Raw genomic sequence first — 18461 nt, 5'->3', positions numbered from 1 at the left:
TATGGAAAATCAACCAATCAGTCGAAAAAAAGCTTCAGGCCGATCGCTGAGCAGAGGCTTGGGTACTTCCGGAATGGAACCGATTCTTTTTAACACATTTAATACCATTTTCATGCTGATTCTGGTAGTCGTTACGTTATATCCTTTTCTGAATACGATCGCCGTTTCCTTAAATGTAGGGAATGATACGATTCGCGGCGGTATCTATTTGTGGCCGAGGGAATGGACTTTGCAAAACTACAAGGCGGTTTTTGTTTCGGGGACGATATACAACGCCTTTTGGGTTTCGGTGGCGAGGACGGTTCTTTCTACCGTACTGAACATTTTTCTAACGACGATGCTCGCTTATACGTTAAGTCGACGGGAATTTGTTTTCCGCAAACCGATTACCCTTGTCTTTATTTTGACCATGTATTTCAGCGCTGGCTTGATCCCAGGATATTTTCTAATCAAGGACTTGCATTTGCTGAACAGCTTCTGGGTTTACATTATTCCTTCGATGCTTAGCGCGTTCAACATGATTGTAATAAGAACTTACATTGGAACGCTTCCTGAAAGTCTTGTAGAGTCCGCACGAATTGACGGGGCGGGAGATTTCAAAATCTTCATGCAAATTATTTTCCCGCTGTGTAAGCCAGTATTGGCTACCATAGCTCTGTTTGTAGCTGTAGGGGCATGGAATTCCTGGTTCGATGCGTTTCTATACACGTCCTCAAGACAAGAGCTAAGCACCTTGCAATACGAGCTGATGAAGCTTTTATCCTCGACGATGAATTCCAATAGTAACCCTTCCGTGGCGAATGGAGCAGGGGCGACGAAGGATTCGATTTCAATGGTAACGCCATTATCGATTCGTGCTGCGGTTACAGTGGTCGCAGCGGTGCCGATTCTCCTTGTATATCCGTTCCTCCAGAAGTACTTTGTGGTGGGATTGAACGTAGGCAGTGTAAAGGAATAGTATAATGAGCCGATAAGCGCCAATAATAAAATATTACTCCTTAAACAAAAACCGCGAAAGCCCAGTGCTCCGCGGTTTTTCGCATTTTATCCCTAAATTCTTTTATTATTCTTTTATTGGATCTTAGTATAATCATATTGATACGCTAAGGCGTCGCTATTAAGAGGCTGATTCCTTGGCGTTCTTTAATAAGCAGGAGAAAGAAAGCAATCGGGAGGCCAGAATAATGGATAAAAGAGTGTGGAATAGAGCGACCGCTATGCTTATTGTCATCAGTATGATTGCAAGCATGTTCGCTGTGGGGATGCCCCAAGCGGTGTATGCGGCTGAAGATACGGTGAATTTCTCAGGAGGAGACGGCACGCTTGCGAATCCCTATAAAGTATCAAGCGCGGCGGAATTAAGCAACGTCAATATTCCGGGAGCGGGAGCTTATTTTCAGCAGACAGGGGATATTCACTTGACGGGCAATTGGACGCCGCTCGGGGCCTTTCGCGGTATTTACGACGGCAATGGTTTTGGTATTTATAATCTGAATATGGATTCAGCAGATTACTTTGTGGGCTTGTTTTCAGAATTAAGTAGCGGGGCTGTACTGAAAAATATGACGCTGGCTGATTTTAATATTACAGCTACAGGAAATAATGCGCATGTCGGAGGTTTGGTCGGCTACACCGCATCGAATGCAACCGTTACGGATAGCAAGGGAAGCGGTCTCATTTCTTTCACGGACCCTACCTCGGTAGGGGGTTTGGTTGGTAATAACGCAGGGACGATCAGCAACAGCTCAAGCAACAGCGTAATTACGAGTGGCGCTGATAACTTTTATGCGGGCGGCCTGGTCGGTGTGAATGTTGGAACGATCATGGGCAGCAGCAGTGGCGGCTCTGTAAATACGAATAATGTTCAGGTTTATGCTGGCGGTCTTGCTGGCATGAACGAGGGAACCGTTAGCGATAGCGAAAGCAGCAGTACGGTAACGACGGGAGATGCATCATCAGCGGGCGGTCTGATTGGCTCCAATTCATCAAGCGGAACCATTAATAACAGCTTTGGTTCCGGTAATGCCAGCGGCAAAAATAGCTCGGTTGTCGGGGGGCTAGTCGGCAGAAATGCAGGCAATATCAACGGCAGCTACAGTACAGGCAATACAGACGCCGATGCAGATGGAATGGCCGGTGGTTTGGTTGGCTATAAGACAGGTGGATCGATTAACAATAGCTACAGCACAGGAAGTGCCAGCGGCGATAATTCTATCTTTGTAGGCGGACTCATTGGGATGAATATGGGAGATGTCAGCAACAGCTACAGCGTGGGAATGGCAAGTGGCGGAAGGGATGCCAATGGCGGTCTGATTGGCTACAATCCTAGCGGTAATGTCACAAACAGCTATTACTATCATTTAAGTGCTGCTACATCGGCCGCAGGCTCAGCTAAAAATGACGCAGAGCTTATGCAGCAGGCGACCTACTCCACGTGGGACTTTAACAATGTATGGAGAGTTGTGGAAGGGTACACGTATCCTTCTCTCCAGTGGCAGTCCTATACGCCGAAAGAATCTACAGCTTTGGATTATGTGAATTTAACCTGGGATTCGATCAAGGGAACGAACAGCTCAGAAAATGATGTAACGGCAAATCTAATTCTTCCGGCAAATGGCGCAGCAGGCTCAACCATAATATGGAGCGCATCGGTGAGCGGACTCATTGATCCAAGCACAGGCCAAGTGACAAGGGCAACGGATGATGATCATGCCGTTGCTTTGACAGCTACAATCAGCAGATCTGGAGGGCAAACCCGGACAAAGCTATTTAACTTGACGGTTATAGAAGCGCCTAACAACAAGCCTAATCGCAAGGCGGATGTAAATGCGACGGACACTGCCAAAGTAACGCTAAACACGCCTTATACGATTGATCTCTCCACAATCTTTGAAGATGCGGACAGCGACCCGCTAAGCTATAACGTAGCGGTGAACGGCGCAGCAGCACTAGCAGCAAGCACAGCTTACTCCTACACGCCAAATACGGCAGCTCCAGTAACGCTTGTTTTCACGGCTATTGATGGGGAAGATATTTCGGACGATTCGTATACGATCGAGCTGACGGTGAATCAAGCGCCTGTTCGGCAGGCGGCAGTAGCTGCAACGACAACTGCGACTGTATCGTTAAACACAGCGTACACGCTGGATCTAGCCACCATTTTTGAAGATGCAGACGCAGATGCATTAACCTACAAGGTATCCATAGATGGCGCTGCGGCAGCAGCAGCTTCAGAAAATTATACGTATACGCCTGCAGCAGCAGGCCAAGCAACGCTCGTCTTTACCGCTAACGATGGAATGACCGATTCATCGGACACGTATACGGTAGAGCTTGCGGTGAACACGCTGCCTGTCCGCCAGCCGGATAAGGATGCGACAGTTGAAGCGACGGTGACGGTGAACACGCCGTATACGCTGGATCTAGCCACTATTTTTGCAGATGCAGACGGAAATGGCTTGACGTACAAGGTTTCCATAGATGGGGTAGCAGCTGTTGCTGCAACGGAAAGTTATACGTACACACCGACAACAGCAGGCCAAGTAACGCTTGTCTTTACAGCGAACGATGGAACGATAGATTCGGCAGACACCTACACGGTGAAGCTCACGGCTAACACGGTGCCTGTCCGCCAAGCAGATGTGGATGCAACGACAGCCGCCATTGCGACGGTGAATACACCGTATACACTTGATCTTGCCAGTATTTTTGAAGATGCAGATGGCGATGGCTTGACGTACAAGGTGTCGGTAGATGGTGCGGCAGCAGTAGCTGCGACCGAAAATTACACGTACACGCCTACAGCGACGGGCGAATACACGCTTGTTTTTACGGCGAACGACGGAGTGATAGATTCAGTAGACACCTACACGGTGGAGCTTACAGCTAATACGATGCCAGTACGTCAGTCGAACGTAGGAGCGACGTCTAATGCTGTTATAACGCTGAACGAGTCCTATACGCTCGATCTAGCCGCTATTTTCGAAGATGCGGACGGCGATGGACTAACGTACAAGGTTTCCATAGATGGGGCAGCCGCTGTTGCTGCAACGGAAAGTTATACGTACATGCCGACAACAGCAGGCCAAGCAACGCTTGTCTTTACAGCGAACGATGGAACGATAGATTCGGCAGACACCTACACGGTGAAGCTCACGGCTAACACGGTGCCTGTCCGCCAGGCAGATGTGGATGCAACGACAGCCGCCATTGTGACGGTGAATACACTGTATACACTTGATCTTGCCAGCATTTTTGAAGATGCAGATGGCGATGGCTTGACGTACAAGGTGTCGGTGGATGGTGCGGTGGCAGTAGCTGCGACCGAGAATTACACGTATACACCAACATTGGCAGGGACTGTGACACTGGTCTTCACAGCCAACGATGGATTTACAGACTCAACGGACACTTACACCGTGACATTGACGGTAAACCAACCAAGCAATGGCGGTGGCGGTAATAGTGGCAATGGTAACAGCGGAGGAAGTGGGAGTGGTGGAAGCAGTACGGTGACACCGCAATACTCTGTAACCGTTACAGGAAGCGGGGGAACGACGCTTCCAACGCTGCCGGTCAAGGTTGATATAACAGCGGGGCGCGCAATCATTTCCATTGGCGAGCTGGCGGCAAAAATATTCACTGGCAGCGAGACAACGGTTATCACGGTACCTAATATCCCTGCTATACAATTCTACACGCTTGAAGTGCCAGCAGAATCACTGTCTGGGGCGTCAGGAAGCAGTGAACTGATTTTCATTACCCGCGCAGGACGTATAGCCATTCCAGCTAACATGCTGTATGGCATTGCAGGAACGAATGGGAAAATCGCAAGCATTACGATTGGCGTAGGCGATAAGAAGGAACTGTCCGCTGAAACGTCTGAAGCAGTAGGCGGTCGCCCGCTGATTGAGCTTACACTGGGACTGAATGGCGTAACGACGCCGTGGAACAATCCAGCTGCGCCAGTTAAAATCTCTATCCCTTATGTACCAACTGCTGAGGAACTGAAAAATCCAGAGCATATCGTCATTTGGTATATAGATGGCAGCGGCAGCGTCATCTCTGTTCCAAACGGACGTTATGATACGGTGAGCGGAACGGTGACCTTTGAAACGTCGCATTTCAGCTCCTACGCAGTGGCTTACGTGCACAAAACCTTTACAGATTTAGGCAGCGTAGAATGGGCTAGACCCGCTATTGAAGTGCTGGCCTCCAAGGGGATTATCGGCGGCACCTCGGTGAAATTCTTCTCTCCGACAGCGCCAATCACACGTGCCGATTACCTTGTCCTGCTGGTGAAGACATTAGAACTGACAGCCGAGTTTAAAGAAAACTTCGCTGATGTGGATTCGGATGCCTACTATTATGAAGCACTGGGCATTGCCAAGCAGCTAGGTCTGGCAACAGGAACAGGCAGCAATGAATTCCATCCGAAGGAAAGCATCTCACGGCAGGAAATGATGGTATTGACGGCCCGTGCGCTGGAAAAATTCAAAGGAATTGGCGCTGCACAAAATCTCACCGCACTGGAATCCTATAGTGACAAAGAGGATATTGCCGCTTATGCGGAATCGAGCCTCATGCTTCTTGTGGAGGAAGGTCTAATCTCCGGTTCTGGAAATAAGCTTAATCCCCGGGCGCTAACAACCCGAGCGGAAGCAGCCGTATTCCTGTATCGGATTTATAGCCAGTACTAATGTGTGGCTTTAGCAATCCGCTTGGTTTATAGCAACTAATATTGATTGTAAAGAACAAAAACCGTGAAAGCTAAATGCTTTACGGTTTTTGTTCTTTAAGGAATAGTCTTTATGATGCATTAGCAGCTTTAACGTCAATACTGCATGCGCTGTTTATTGCTTCTTCAAATCAATTTTAAAGCTATCCCCGGCTGTACCACCGAAAACGATTAGTCCGTCTGCTGGCAGCGTCACCGATTTTTCAAGGCTGGCAATCGAAAAGTTGACGATCATGCCCGCTGCATCATATACGGCAAAGCCGCCGCCTGCTGGCACATCAACGGTTATTCGTTTATTTGCTGATTTCTTATCCACTTTATACCATACGGCATGACCGCTCGGTGGTATCGTGCTCACCGACGATTTTCCGCTGAAAAGAGGCTCGATTGCATCTTCACGGATAAAGGAGGAGCCGTCGATCATCAAATACTCTTTCTTTTTCAACGTGTAGAAATGGAGGTCAAAGGCATCTCTTCCGTCCATCACGGGAATTTCAGCAGCGTTGACTGCTGTATTTTCATCCACAATTTTAGTGCCTGATGCGTATCCATATTCGGTATTCACAGCTATCTTCTTCACGAAATACGGCTGCAATAAATAAAAAATAGAAGTGGTTTTTTCATTCAAAGGGTAGTAGCTTTTGCCGTTTCTAGTTTCCCAAGCCTGTTTCGTTGCCTGTGTTAGAGGGTTAGGGTCCAGCTTTTGATAGCTATAACCAACCATGAGCGTTTGGCCGATGCCAGGGAATTCCAAATAGGAGCTAAGCTTTAAATAGGTTTTGCCATTGCTTTGCTCATCAAAGCTTACCGTTATACTGCCTTTCTTGTTTTTAAATTGTCCATTGCCTGTGTATACGTATTTTTGTTCAGGTATAAATCCTCCCAATAAAGCGGGTAAAGCAAGCTCTCCGTCCTCAATCGCAATATCCATCGTTGATCCCACTGTGCCGTAAAATCCAGAATAAGCAAGCAGATCTGCCGGCATATCGACTTTCACGGAAGGCTCAAAGGTTTTATCTGGCAGGATGTCTGGAATGATGTTCTCTGCTTTTAAATATTCTAACAACACATTGGTTGCAAAAACGCTATTGAAAAGGGAGCTTCCTCCCGAGGAAAGCACGGCGATGGAAATATGGTGCTCAGGCAGCGCAATAAGAGCAGCGTGATACATCATCGTATCTCCGCCTTTAGAAAGGGCTGTTATGCCATATTCATCAAAAGGGGCCAAGCTAACGGCATCCCAGCCTAGCCCATAGTTAGTAGTATTGGACTCTTCCGGTACCCAGACGCCTTTTCTATACTCATGGCTTTGCATGGCTTTGGCCGACTGTGCGGATAAAATATCGGGATGATCGCCGATTAATACTTCAGCAAACTTACTTAACTCTTCCGCCGTTGAGTAAATGCCTCCTGTCCCAATAACATTGGCGTTTTCGACGGGCATAGCTTGCTCCATCGTAGGGAAATATGTTTTTGCCAGCCGCGTGCGATCGAAGGAATCGAGTGGTGTTTTCGTAGCGCTTAAATTCAAAGGCGTGGCTATACGCTGCTCAACGAATTCGGTATAGCTTAAACCGCTCACTCGTTCAACCAACTGCTCAAGCAGCTGAAAACTATCGTTGCTATATACCGAATATTCGCCGGGAGCAGATTTTAAACGCTCGGTTTGCAATCTGAGTAATAATTTATCATGACTGCTTGTATCATTGTCATCAAACAGCATGCTGCTCTCATAGTGGGAGCCATATAGTCCTGCTGAATGATTCATGAGCATGCGGGGTGTTATTTGCTTATAGCGCTCATCGGCCATTTTAAAATCCTTAATATATGTCGTGAGCGGCTTGTCGATATCGATTTGCTTAGCATCAGCAAGCATCATCGCTGCCGCCGTAACGTACATTTTGCTAACCGAGCCTATTCCGAGCATCGTGTCCTTCGTAATGGGCGCCTTGGTCGCTTTATCATATACCCCCGCGCTACCCGACAGGGCAACGGCCCCCTCATCCAGAATCGCATATTGCAGCCCGCTGACACCGTAATGGGATATGATCCCCGAAGCGAGCTGCTGCGCCTTTTCCTTAACCGTGTCTTGAGCCGCAACCTTATTTGCCTGAGCAAAGCTCTGAGTTACGGGGATAATGAACAGCGCAGCAGCCATTAATCCAGCAATCATTTTTTTCATTTTGTAAATCCTCCTCTTAAGTCCCTTGCCAAATTTTACTTCCTGTTTGTATGTTACAAGGAGGGAGGAGCTTATGGAGCGAATGACCCTGAAACGAAAAAAACAATCCCTAAACAACAAGATTGTTTAAGGATTGTTCATTCAAAAGGGCAGCATAACCATATTATGAAATCGCTTCGGCTTCGTCTCAATCGTCATATGACCACCATATTTATCGCATATTCTTGCGATGTTGGTTAAGCCAATGCCATGGTATTCCGGGTTCGGCTTCTGGCTGTGCAGCGAGGCGGCCTCCGTTTCCATATCATTAAGGATATGGATGAACAGCGCGGATTCATTGGCATGGATGTGAATGAGAATGAAGCGATCCTCGGCGATTCGCACCTGTTTTGAAGCTTCGATTGCATTATCCAGCATATTTCCAAGGACGACACAGAGGTCATACCGGTCAATCGTTACTTCCTGGGCATTCAGATTAAGCTTCGTATCGATTCGTATGCCATTCGCCTGGCCAATCGTCAGCGTATTCGTAACAAGTGCATCGATGACGAGATTCCCGGTATTTACCCGCTGATAGGCGTCTTCGACTTTGTTTAACGTTGTCTTAATATGCGCCATCGCTGCCGCCAGCTCATTTCGTTTAATACATTCCTCAATGTACAAAAACTGCTGGTTCGTATCATGAATGATCCTTTTAATCGATTTGAAGCTATGAACGGTTTTTTCGTAATTGGCATCCTGATAGTCCATCTGCTGCTGCAATTGGGCATTCTCATGCATAAATTGAAACTTCTCAATAATCATATCAAAAATATAAATGATCATCACATTGATGAAAAGAAACCCGAGGACCGATATGAAATAATGAATGTTCTTTTCACTATAGCTCGTCAGCACATTAAGCTGGTATAGGCTGATTACAGGGATGCTCATAATGAGTAAATAGTAGCGATAATGCAAGGAGAAGCTTCGATGCTTGGCGAATAGCCGAATCATTTGAATGACGGCAAACATGATGATGCAGGTGAGTAGAGTAGCTTTCGTGTAAGCGAGCTGATCCTGATCATTGCTGCTATTAAAGCTGCTAAATTCGAAGGAATCCAGCGTATAAAAAATGTAAAGCGAGATTGGATTGACGATGGTCATTAACACGCCATAAAGGATTGTGAAAATGATTTTGGCTTTTAACTCGACTTGGTAAGCTTGGGCCAAGCTAAAGATGACAAGCAGCGCTAAAGCCGAGGATACGACAGGCGAGATATAAAAAAATAAATACAGAGAATCCAGTACGATAAACACAATGAAATAAAGGAGGCGATGAGGCTTCCTGGTAGACTTGCCAAAAACCGAGTCGAAGAAAAAAGAGACTTGGACGCACATCACAAGAGCAATGCTTAATACAATAAACAGGTTATCTTGAATCATATTCATTAACCCTCATGATCATAAATTTCGTATAAAAATCCTTCACTTCTTTAATTTTAGAACGTCCGATCGGCAGCTCCATACCGTTGGACATGAGAACAACCCCGCTCGCAAACTTCTTCACATGGAGCAGATTAATAATAATGGATCGATGGATTTGCAAGAAGTTGCTGTCCTTCAAGGCTGAAGCATAATCGGCAAGAATGCCTTTGCTTTCATAAGTTCCATGTGTGGTCATAAAATTCAGCTTGCTCTTTACGCTTAAGCTTTTGGCCGCCTCGATGCCAATGATGTCATCATATTTTAAAACGACCTCATCATAGGCTGACTTGATGACCAGAAATTTTTTGTGAAGCGCTTGAAAGTATTGGCATAGCTTCATTATTTTTTCCTCAAGGATCGCAGGGGCTACCGGCTTCAATAAATATTGAAAGGTCATGACGTCAAAGCTTTCGACCATATATTCCGGGTAGCTTGTCAGAAAGACAATTTGCTCATCAAGGCGATTGAGCCCTCTTATTTTCCGAGCGGTTTGAATGCCGTTCAGTCCATTCATTTCAATATCCAGAATTAAAATATGGAAGGGCGTTTCTTCCCTCTCATAATGAGACAGGAGCTGCTCTCCCGAGCTGAATAATACGATTTCAAATTCGATATTGGACTTGATCGACAAAGCAATCAGCATGCTTCTGACGAGCTCTCTCTGCTGCTCCTCGTCCTCACAAATCGCTACTCTATACATAAAGGATACCTCCCCAAGTTCCATTTGCGTCATTGTACAACGATATCTAAACATCATACAATTTTTTGGCCTGAGATAAACAGCTTTTGGATGAAAGGCATATTTGAATCCTTCAAATGGCGTGAATAGGTAATATTCGTTAATTTGGGCAGCTTATAGTGTGATGTCCGCACATCGTTAAGAAAAAATTAAACCATTCATAAGTATTGAGGTCCTTGTTGTTAAACAGTTTCCTTCATAATGTAGGGAGGGTAAACTGTAGGGAACGAGGCAAGGGTGCTTTTGGAGGAAAGGGGAAACGTAATGGCTGCTGCAACGATATTAATGGTTGATGATGAAAAAGAAATATTGAAGCTGATTGAAATCTATTTGCTGAATGAAGGCTATCAACTGCTGCAGGCGTCGAACGGATTGGAGGCGCTGGAGCTGCTAAGCAAAAATAGCGTTGATCTCATCATTCTTGATGTGATGATGCCGAAGATGGACGGGCTGGAAGCATGCATGAAAATTCGAGAGGATCATAACATCCCGATTATTATGTTGTCAGCGAAGACGCAGGATATCGATAAAATTGCCGGTCTTAGCATCGGGGCCGACGAATATGTGTCCAAGCCGTTCAGTCCGCTTGTGCTCGTCGCACGTATTAAGTCCCATTTGCGCCGTTATAATCGGTTGAGTGCTCAGAAGTTGGAGCCGAGCAGCGACCAGCAAATTGTAATCGATGATCTGATCATTAATATTGATGCCCATACCGTTACCGTTGATCGGCAAGAGGTAAAGCTGACGCCACGTGAATTCGCTGTGCTGGAGCTGTTAGCTATTAATCGGGGAATCGTTCTGAGTACGGAGCGAATTTACGAGGTAGCATGGAATGAGCCGTTCATGGAATCGAAAAATACGGTCATGGTGCATATTCGGAAAATTCGCGAGAAAATCGAGAAGGACCCCCAGCATCCGAAGTTTATTAAAACGGTATGGGGCATCGGCTACAAAATGGAGGCGCTATGAGCAGTGAGCAAATGAAACGCCTTATCTTTACTACATTGGGCAGCTTCGTCATTACGTTAATCGGATTGTTTGTCGCCTATGGGCTCTCGGCTAATTTGCTCATGAATTTTGGGCCCTTCCGCGAAACCGTAAGAGGGCTGCAAAATATTGTAGGGACGTTACCGCTTGTTATATTTGCGGCTTTGCTTTTGTTTAGCCTCTGTTTAATCTTCTTCTACAGTCGGGAGACGAATACGGCAAAGGCTAGTTATCTTGGAAGCATTGCAGCCTTTGGAACGGGAAGCTGGCTGTTTCGAACGATTCGCTGGAAGCTCGTATTCGGGTTTATAATAAGCCTCGTGATCAGCTTTATTTTATTTGTTTTACTTTATTTTGTGGTCGTATTGCTTGCAGATATAGCACCGTTAGGAGAGCTCATAAGTGGCATTGTTAGAACGATAGGGCGTTTGCCGCTTATTATCGCCACCTGCTTTTTTCTCTTCTTGGTCGTATTTTTCCTGATCAGCAATCAAACCATTCGGTATTTAAAGGAAATCACATTCGGTGTCCAGCAGATTGCGAATGGGAATCTGAGCTACGAGATTGCGGTGAAATCCTCGGATGAATTGGGGGAAGTGGCTTATAACATCAATCAAATGGGCCACAAGCTGAACATGTTAATGGAAGAGGAGCGCAGGGCGGAGAAGACGAAAAATGATTTAATTACAGGCGTATCTCATGATCTGCGCACGCCTTTGACCTCCATTCTCGGCTTTCTGGAGCTGATTGAAAATGATCGATATAAAGATGAGGTGGAGCTTCGTTATTACATTGGCATTGCTTACGAAAAGTCGTTAAGCTTGAAAAAGCTAATTGATGATTTATTCGAATTTACGCGAGTCAATAACGGCATGCCTTTGGAAAAGCTCGAATTAGATTTGAACGGTTTTATCCAGCAGCTGCTAGAGGAGTTCGTTCCGAATTTGGAAGCAGCGGGGATGAGGGGGCGTGTCTTCCCGTACGCTGCTCCGCTCAAAATTAAGGCCGATGGCGACCGGCTGGTCAGAGCATTTGAAAATTTGGTCATGAATGCGATTCAATACGGACAGGATGGCGGGTATGTTGATGTCCGTTTGCGGCAGGAGCACGGTTATGCTGTAGTGGAGGTCGTCAATTATGGCGAGGCGATTCCGGAAAAATATTTGCCTTATTTATTTGAACGCTTCTATCGTGGAGACCAATCCAGATCACAGCAGACTGGCGGGACGGGACTTGGGCTTTCGATTGCGAAGAGCATAGTGGAGCTGCATGATGGAACAATTGCGGTAAAAAGTCGGCGAGGCGAGACGGTATTTGAAACGCGATTCCCTTTATATTAATAAAGAAAACACAATTTCCTAAAGCAAGGGGATTGTGTTTTTTGTTTTTGCTAAACAAATGTTAAGAAAGGTTAAGAAATGATAAGCAAATGTTTTGATTCTACTAAGCTTACGGTTATAGGCTCATAAGAGAAGCCCACTATGATAGGTTTATACACCTGATAGGGGGATAAATGAGAAGATGAATAAAATACGAGTGGGCGTATTGTTCGGCGGCTGTTCTACGGAATATGAGGTGTCGTTATCCTCAGCGGCTGCTGTCTTGGAGCATTTGAATCAAGAAAAATATGAGGTCATCATGATCGGTATTACGAGAGACGGATGCTGGTATAGATATAACGGTGAAATAAAGGATATTCGTGAGAATCGCTGGAGCGGCCAGAACGCCAAGTGCATCCCGGCCCTTCTTTCACCGAGTAAAGAAAAGAATGGACTGATTGAGCTTATTCATACGGAATTTCACATCACAGCTTTAGATGTCGTCTTCCCGGTTTTGCATGGTAAAAATGGCGAGGATGGCACCGTGCAGGGGCTGCTGGAGCTTTCGGGTTTGCCATTCGTAGGCTGCGGCACATTGTCCTCTGCCATCTGTATGGATAAAGCGGTGGCCAAAAATGTAGTCCAAGCTGCTGGGATGGAGGTTCCGCCTTCGATTACCGTCTTGGCTGGCGATTCCATTGCCGAAGCGGTGGAGGTGTCTGCGAAGCTGGGCTTTCCGCTTTATGTGAAGCCCTCCAGATCGGGCTCCTCTATCGGGATAACGAAAGCTTATACGGAGCAAGAACTGATAAGCGGCATCGAGGATGCCTTTACCCATGATGAGAAAATCGTAATCGAGCAGCATGTGAATGGCTTTGAGGTGGGCTGCGCTATACTTGGCGATGCCCTGCAGCCAATAATCGGCGAAATCGATGAAATTGCGCTGACGGGCGAGTTTTTTGACCATGAAGAAAAGTATTCGCTTGGCACAGCGGCTATTCATCTGCCTGCCCGCATCCATCAGGATATTGCGGACAAAGTGAAGGAAATGGCGCTGCGGATTTATAAAGTGCTGGGCTGCAAAGGACTCGCAAGAGTTGATTTATTTTATACGAGCGATGGGCGGCTTTTATTTAATGAAGTCAACACACTGCCTGGCTTCACGGCGCACAGCAGGTACCCGAATATGATGAAGCATGTGGGCATTTCCTTCCCTGAGCTGCTTGACCGTCTCATTGAGCTGGAGACAGCAAAGGTGGCATTATGATGGAAGTAATAAGCATAAACCGCAAGCCCAGTGGGTGGAAGCATGAAAGGCAGTTGGATAGACAGCATGAAAGCCGTATACAGGTGAGCAGAGACGACGTGCATAAAGGCAGCTTAATTCTAGTGAATCAGGAAAATCCGGTGAAACAGATTGTGCCCAGCCTCAGATCGTTGCCTGCAGGTATACGTCAGGCCAGCCATGTGGAGGAGCAGCGGATCATGCTGGATAAAATGTGCATTCAGCCATTGTCTGCGCTCTTGGAGGCGTGCCAGGGGGAGGACGATATTGCCGCAGTTAGCGGTTACCGTTCAAGAGAAGCGCAAGCGAAGATATATGCGGCTTCGCTAGAGGAGAGTGGGGCTGCTTTTACAGCGAGATATGTGGCCATTCCGGGTGCAAGCGAGCACCAAACGGGGCTTGCTGTAGACGTAGGGCTGTGCAAGGGCGATATCGATTATATACGTCCATCGTTTCCTGATGATGGCGCCAGCCGCAGATTCAAAGCGCTTGCGGCAGAGTACGGTTTTATCCAAAGATATGAGGAAAGCAAGGAAGGGATTACGGGCATCGCTTGCGAGCCGTGGCATTATCGTTACGTGGGCTATCCGCATTCCATGCTTATGAAGCAGCTAGATTTGTGCTTGGAGGAGTACACGGCGTATATTCAGAGCTTCTCCTATCACCATGAGCATCTTTATGTGGAGGCGCCTTCGGCCTCCGCCCAAATCTATTATGTGGAAGCGGAGGAACAGGTAACAACGGTGCCTATTATAAGTGGAGATAGCTATCAACTATCCGGCAATAATCAGGACGGTTTTGTAGTGACGGTATTTCATCGGAAAGGCGATGGGAGCTGTGAGTAAATTTGGCTATGGCGGTGTGGACTATTTCAAGCTAGCTGCCGCGACTCGGAAACCCGCCATGCATCGAGCATGGGCAGAAATAAATCTGGACCATTTAGAGCATAATCTCAAGCAATTTAAAAAGATTACACGAGCAGGCACTCAAATAATGGCGGTCGTCAAAGCAGATGCATACGGTCATGGGAGCGTCCCGATCTCAAGGAGGCTTAATGAGGCAGGCGTTCGTTCCTTCGCAGTCGCGGAGATTGATGAAGGCATAGCCTTGCGTAAAAAAGGAATCAAAGGCGATATCCTCATTCTAGGCTATACACCGTTACATCGACTTCAGGAGCTGCGCCGCTACCAGCTTGCACAGACCGTTATTAATGCAGATGATGCGGAGCGGCTTCAAGCGTTTGGTAAAAAGATAAAGGTGCATATTAAAATCAATACGGGTATGAATCGACTAGGTGAACATTATAATGACATGGAGCGTATACGTTCGATGTATAAGCATAAAAATTTGCAGGTTATGGGCACATTCAGCCATCTCACGTCTGCGGAAAGCCATCGCAAGGAGGATGTGGATTTTACGAGGCTTCAGCTAGATCGATTCGACAGTGTGGTCGAACAGCTTACCGCCGAAGGCATCGAGCCCGGGATAACCCATATCCAGAGCAGCTATGGTATTTTAAATTATCCGGAACAGCGTTATGGAATCATAAGGCCGGGCATTGCCCTATATGGCATACTGAGCCAGGATAACGATCACGTGCATGCTAACGTCGAACTGCGTCCGGTGTTAGCACTGAAAGCGACCGTCACGTTGGTAAAGGACATTCATGCAGGCGAGCCCGTCGGATACAATGGCTGCTACACGCCTTCACGAGATAGCAAAATTGCAACGGTATCGATTGGCTATGCAGACGGCATTCCACGCGAGCTGTCCCAAAATGGAGGCTGCGTACTCATACACGGCCAGCGGGCTTTAATAGTAGGGAAGATCTGTATGGATCAGTTGATGGTCGATGTTACGGCAATTGCTGAGGTTCGTCAAGGAGATACGGCAACCCTGATCGGACAAGATGGCAATGAGAGTATTACAGCTGGAGAAATCGCCCAGCGAGTAGGAACGATTACGAATGAAGTGGTTAGCGCACTCGGCAGCAGAGTCGAAAATGTATATCTTACTAATGCAGCAGAAGCGGTAAGGGCTAGAACATACGCGCAAATAAAGGGAAAAACAAAGCTGCTTTATTAAACGTTGATGGACTGTTCACAAGGAGCAGTCTATTTTTTGTTTTTCCAAAATAGGGAATGATATAATCGTTATAAAACTCGGGGAAAGTCCGTGACTATAGAGGCTCCAATGCTATAATGATAGAAGATATTTACAATCTTCTAATTAGGCGTGCTTTTTATTTCAGCTATTGAAAGAGAGGTTCAGTAATGATTAGAGCAACGGATAACAATGAATATTATGAGCTGACCAGCCCGACGAGTCTTCCTAAGGCATCAGGATTTCTCTGGAACGAGAAAATGATGATTCATATGAATTGCCGCGGTTACGCTGTTGCCCAATTTATGCAGCCCGAGCCGGCGAAATATTCGTATGCCCCGAATTTGGAAGCGAAAACGTTTATGCAGCCGGAGCAGCCGTATTATGCTCATCACCCTGGACGTTTTGTTTATATTAAAGATGAAGAGAGCGGAGAGATTTTCTCTGCTCCCTATGAGCCGGTACGGAAATTAGCGGATAGCTATACGTTTGCAGTGGGCAAGCACGATATTCGCTGGACCATTGAAAGCGATGAGCTTTCCATTGAGATGAGCCTGCGACTGCCTAAAGCCGATGCCTTGGAGCTATGGCGCATGAAGGTCACCAATCGGTCGCAAAAGCAACGCAAAATCAGCATCTACCCTTATTTTACGGTAGGCTATATGTCGTGGATGAATCAATCTGGTGCTTACGTAGAGGACCTGCAAGGCATTGTCTGCTCAGCGGTCACGCCGTACCAGAAGTATCAGGATTACAGTAAAATAAAAACCTACAGAGACAAGACCTTTTTGCTTGCTGATCACAAGCCTGCTGCTTGGGAAGTGAATCATGAAAGCTTTGAAGGCGAAGGCGGACTTCACTCGCCATCCGCACTTCAAGGGGAAACCCTTTCGGGCGGAGATGCGCGTTATGAAACGCCAGTGTGCGCGCTTCAATACAGATTGGAGCTGGAAGCAGGGGCTGAGCAGGATTACCGGTTTGTTTTTGGCCCGGCTTTTGATGAAGCGGAGATTGAACAATTCCGCCAGCATTATTTTGTAAAGCGCAATGCCGCAGGGCAGGATGGATTCACCGCCGCTGAACAGGAATATGCAGCTTATGTCGCCGAAGGACAAGGCAATATTCAAATTCAAACACCGGATGCCGGATTGGACAACTTCGTCAATCACTGGCTGACGCGCCAAATGTATTATCACGGCAAAACGAACCGTCTGACGACAGATCCACAGACACGCAATTATTTGCAGGATAATATGGGCATGAGCTATATTCAGCCGCAAATTGCCAGAGACGCCTTCTTGACGGCGCTGTCGCAGCAGCATGCAAGCGGAGCGATGCCGGACGGCATTATTTTACACCCGGATGCTGAGCTTAAATACATTAACCAGGTGCCGCATACGGACCACTGCGTCTGGCTGCCCGTATGTATGAGCACTTATCTGGATGAAACGAATGATTACAGCATTTTGGAGGAGCAGGTTGCTTACTCAGACGATGCAAGGACGGCATCTGTGCTGGAGCATATGAACCGCGCTATGAAGTGGCTCATGCATGACCGGGATGAGCGCGGGCTCAACTACATCAATCAAGGAGATTGGTGTGACCCGATGAACATGGTGGGCTATAAAGGCAAAGGCGTGTCGGGGTGGCTTACGATTGCGACCGCTTATGCGTTCAAAGTATGGGCCGACATTTGTGAGCAGGGCGGACATGCCGCCATTGCCGCAGAGTTCAGGCAAGCAGCTGATACGACCAACGCTGTAGCAAATGAGTATTTGTGGGATGGCGATTGGTACGCCCGCGGCATTACAGATGATAATGTCGTGTTTGGGATCAGCGAAGATCAGGAAGGCCGGATTTTTATTAATCCTCAAGGCTGGGCCTTGATGAGCGGAGCTGCTGATGCGGACAAGCAGGAGCGATTGATTCGGTCAGTTCAGGAACAGCTGGAGACGCCTTACGGCGTTGAGAAGCTGGCACCGTCCTTTACCGCGATGCGGGAAGATGTAGGCCGGGTTACGCAGAAGCATCCGGGCAGTGCCGAGAATGGCGCGGTGTATAACCATGCCGCTGCTTTTTACATCTACGCTTTGTATTTGGTGGGGGAGAAAGAGAATGCTTACCGACTGCTGCGAAAAATGATTCCTGGACCCGATTCCGAGGACATCCTCAGACGGGGCCAGCTGCCTGTATTTATTCCGAATTATTATCGCGGTGCGTATAAACAGTTTCCGCGAACGGCAGGACGCTCGAGCCATCTGTTCAATACCGGGACGGTTCCGTGGGTATATCGCTGCTTGATTGACGGGCTATTCGGCTTACAAGGCCACGCGCAAGGGCTTCAGGTGCGTCCGCAATTGCCTGCCGATTGGAACGAGGCTAGTGTGACGAGGTTATTCCGCGGAGCGGAGCTGCAGGTAAGCATGAAGCGGGATGCATCCGTTAATGGCGTAGAGGTATATGTAAATGGTGACTTAATTGAAGGAGACGTCATTAAGGATGTGCAAGCCGGAGCGAAATACGAAGTGCTGGTGAAGCTGCCGTTATAAAAATGAATAGTTTATCTTCGATTTTGGCGTATTTGCAAAAGTGTCAAAGGACAGCTTCATTTTCTTCGTCTTGGTGGACACAGCAGCCGCTAT

Annotated in this window: 11 protein-coding genes; 8 read left to right on the top strand and 3 right to left on the bottom strand. The window is 47.1% G+C overall.

Annotation, left to right across the window (positions count from 1 at the left end):
* Position 1: 1 nt before the first annotated feature.
* Both ACSR9A_RS19555 and ACSR9A_RS19550 read left to right on the top strand, forming a co-directional pair.
* Positions 2–958, top strand: a complete 957-nt coding sequence (locus tag ACSR9A_RS19555; RefSeq protein ID WP_341281176.1) for a carbohydrate ABC transporter permease — start codon at positions 2–4, stop codon at positions 956–958.
* Positions 959–1184: 226 nt separating this feature from the next.
* Positions 1185–5699, top strand: a complete 4515-nt coding sequence (locus ACSR9A_RS19550) for an S-layer homology domain-containing protein (RefSeq protein WP_473759015.1) — start codon at positions 1185–1187, stop codon at positions 5697–5699.
* Positions 5700–5852: 153 nt separating this feature from the next.
* Here the strand turns inward: ACSR9A_RS19550 and ACSR9A_RS19545 are convergent, their stop codons facing one another.
* From ACSR9A_RS19545 to ACSR9A_RS19535, 3 genes are all read right to left on the bottom strand, one after another.
* Complete coding sequence (locus ACSR9A_RS19545; protein ID WP_473759013.1) at positions 5853–7919, bottom strand: serine hydrolase domain-containing protein; 2067 nt, start codon at positions 7917–7919, stop codon at positions 5853–5855.
* A 141-nt stretch (positions 7920–8060) separates the two neighbouring features.
* Positions 8061–9344: a GHKL domain-containing protein gene (locus ACSR9A_RS19540; protein WP_341281179.1), complete on the bottom strand. Its 1284-nt coding sequence runs from the start codon at positions 9342–9344 to the stop codon at positions 8061–8063.
* Positions 9331–10086, bottom strand: a complete 756-nt coding sequence (locus ACSR9A_RS19535) for a LytR/AlgR family response regulator transcription factor (protein ID WP_341281180.1) — start codon at positions 10084–10086, stop codon at positions 9331–9333. The genes ACSR9A_RS19540 and ACSR9A_RS19535 overlap by 14 nt, the downstream gene beginning before the upstream one ends.
* A 303-nt stretch (positions 10087–10389) precedes the next feature.
* Between ACSR9A_RS19535 and ACSR9A_RS19530 the strand changes: the two genes are divergently transcribed.
* From ACSR9A_RS19530 to ACSR9A_RS19505, 6 genes are all read left to right on the top strand, one after another.
* Positions 10390–11094: a response regulator transcription factor gene (locus ACSR9A_RS19530; protein ID WP_473759011.1), complete on the top strand. Its 705-nt coding sequence runs from the start codon at positions 10390–10392 to the stop codon at positions 11092–11094.
* Positions 11091–12452, top strand: coding sequence for a sensor histidine kinase (locus ACSR9A_RS19525; protein ID WP_473759009.1), 1362 nt, complete (start codon positions 11091–11093; stop codon positions 12450–12452). The genes ACSR9A_RS19530 and ACSR9A_RS19525 overlap by 4 nt, the downstream gene beginning before the upstream one ends.
* A 181-nt stretch (positions 12453–12633) precedes the next feature.
* Entirely contained in the window at positions 12634–13698 is a 1065-nt protein-coding gene (gene vanG, locus ACSR9A_RS19520; protein ID WP_473759007.1) for a D-alanine--D-serine ligase VanG, read from the top strand.
* Positions 13695–14561: a D-alanyl-D-alanine carboxypeptidase family protein gene (locus ACSR9A_RS19515; protein WP_473759005.1), complete on the top strand. Its 867-nt coding sequence runs from the start codon at positions 13695–13697 to the stop codon at positions 14559–14561. The genes vanG and ACSR9A_RS19515 overlap by 4 nt, the downstream gene beginning before the upstream one ends.
* Positions 14554–15801, top strand: coding sequence for a serine racemase VanT catalytic subunit (vanT, locus tag ACSR9A_RS19510; RefSeq protein ID WP_473759003.1), 1248 nt, complete (start codon positions 14554–14556; stop codon positions 15799–15801). Before ACSR9A_RS19515 ends, vanT begins: the two co-directional genes overlap by 8 nt.
* 188 nt (positions 15802–15989) lie before the next feature.
* Complete coding sequence (locus ACSR9A_RS19505; protein WP_473759001.1) at positions 15990–18368, top strand: GH36-type glycosyl hydrolase domain-containing protein; 2379 nt, start codon at positions 15990–15992, stop codon at positions 18366–18368.
* Positions 18369–18461: the final 93 nt, after the last annotated feature.

The sequence above is a fragment of the Paenibacillus sp. R-74696 genome (assembly GCF_055814915.1).
Note: the sequence above shows the minus strand (reverse complement) of the source record. Positions and strands in the feature narration are given on the sequence as shown.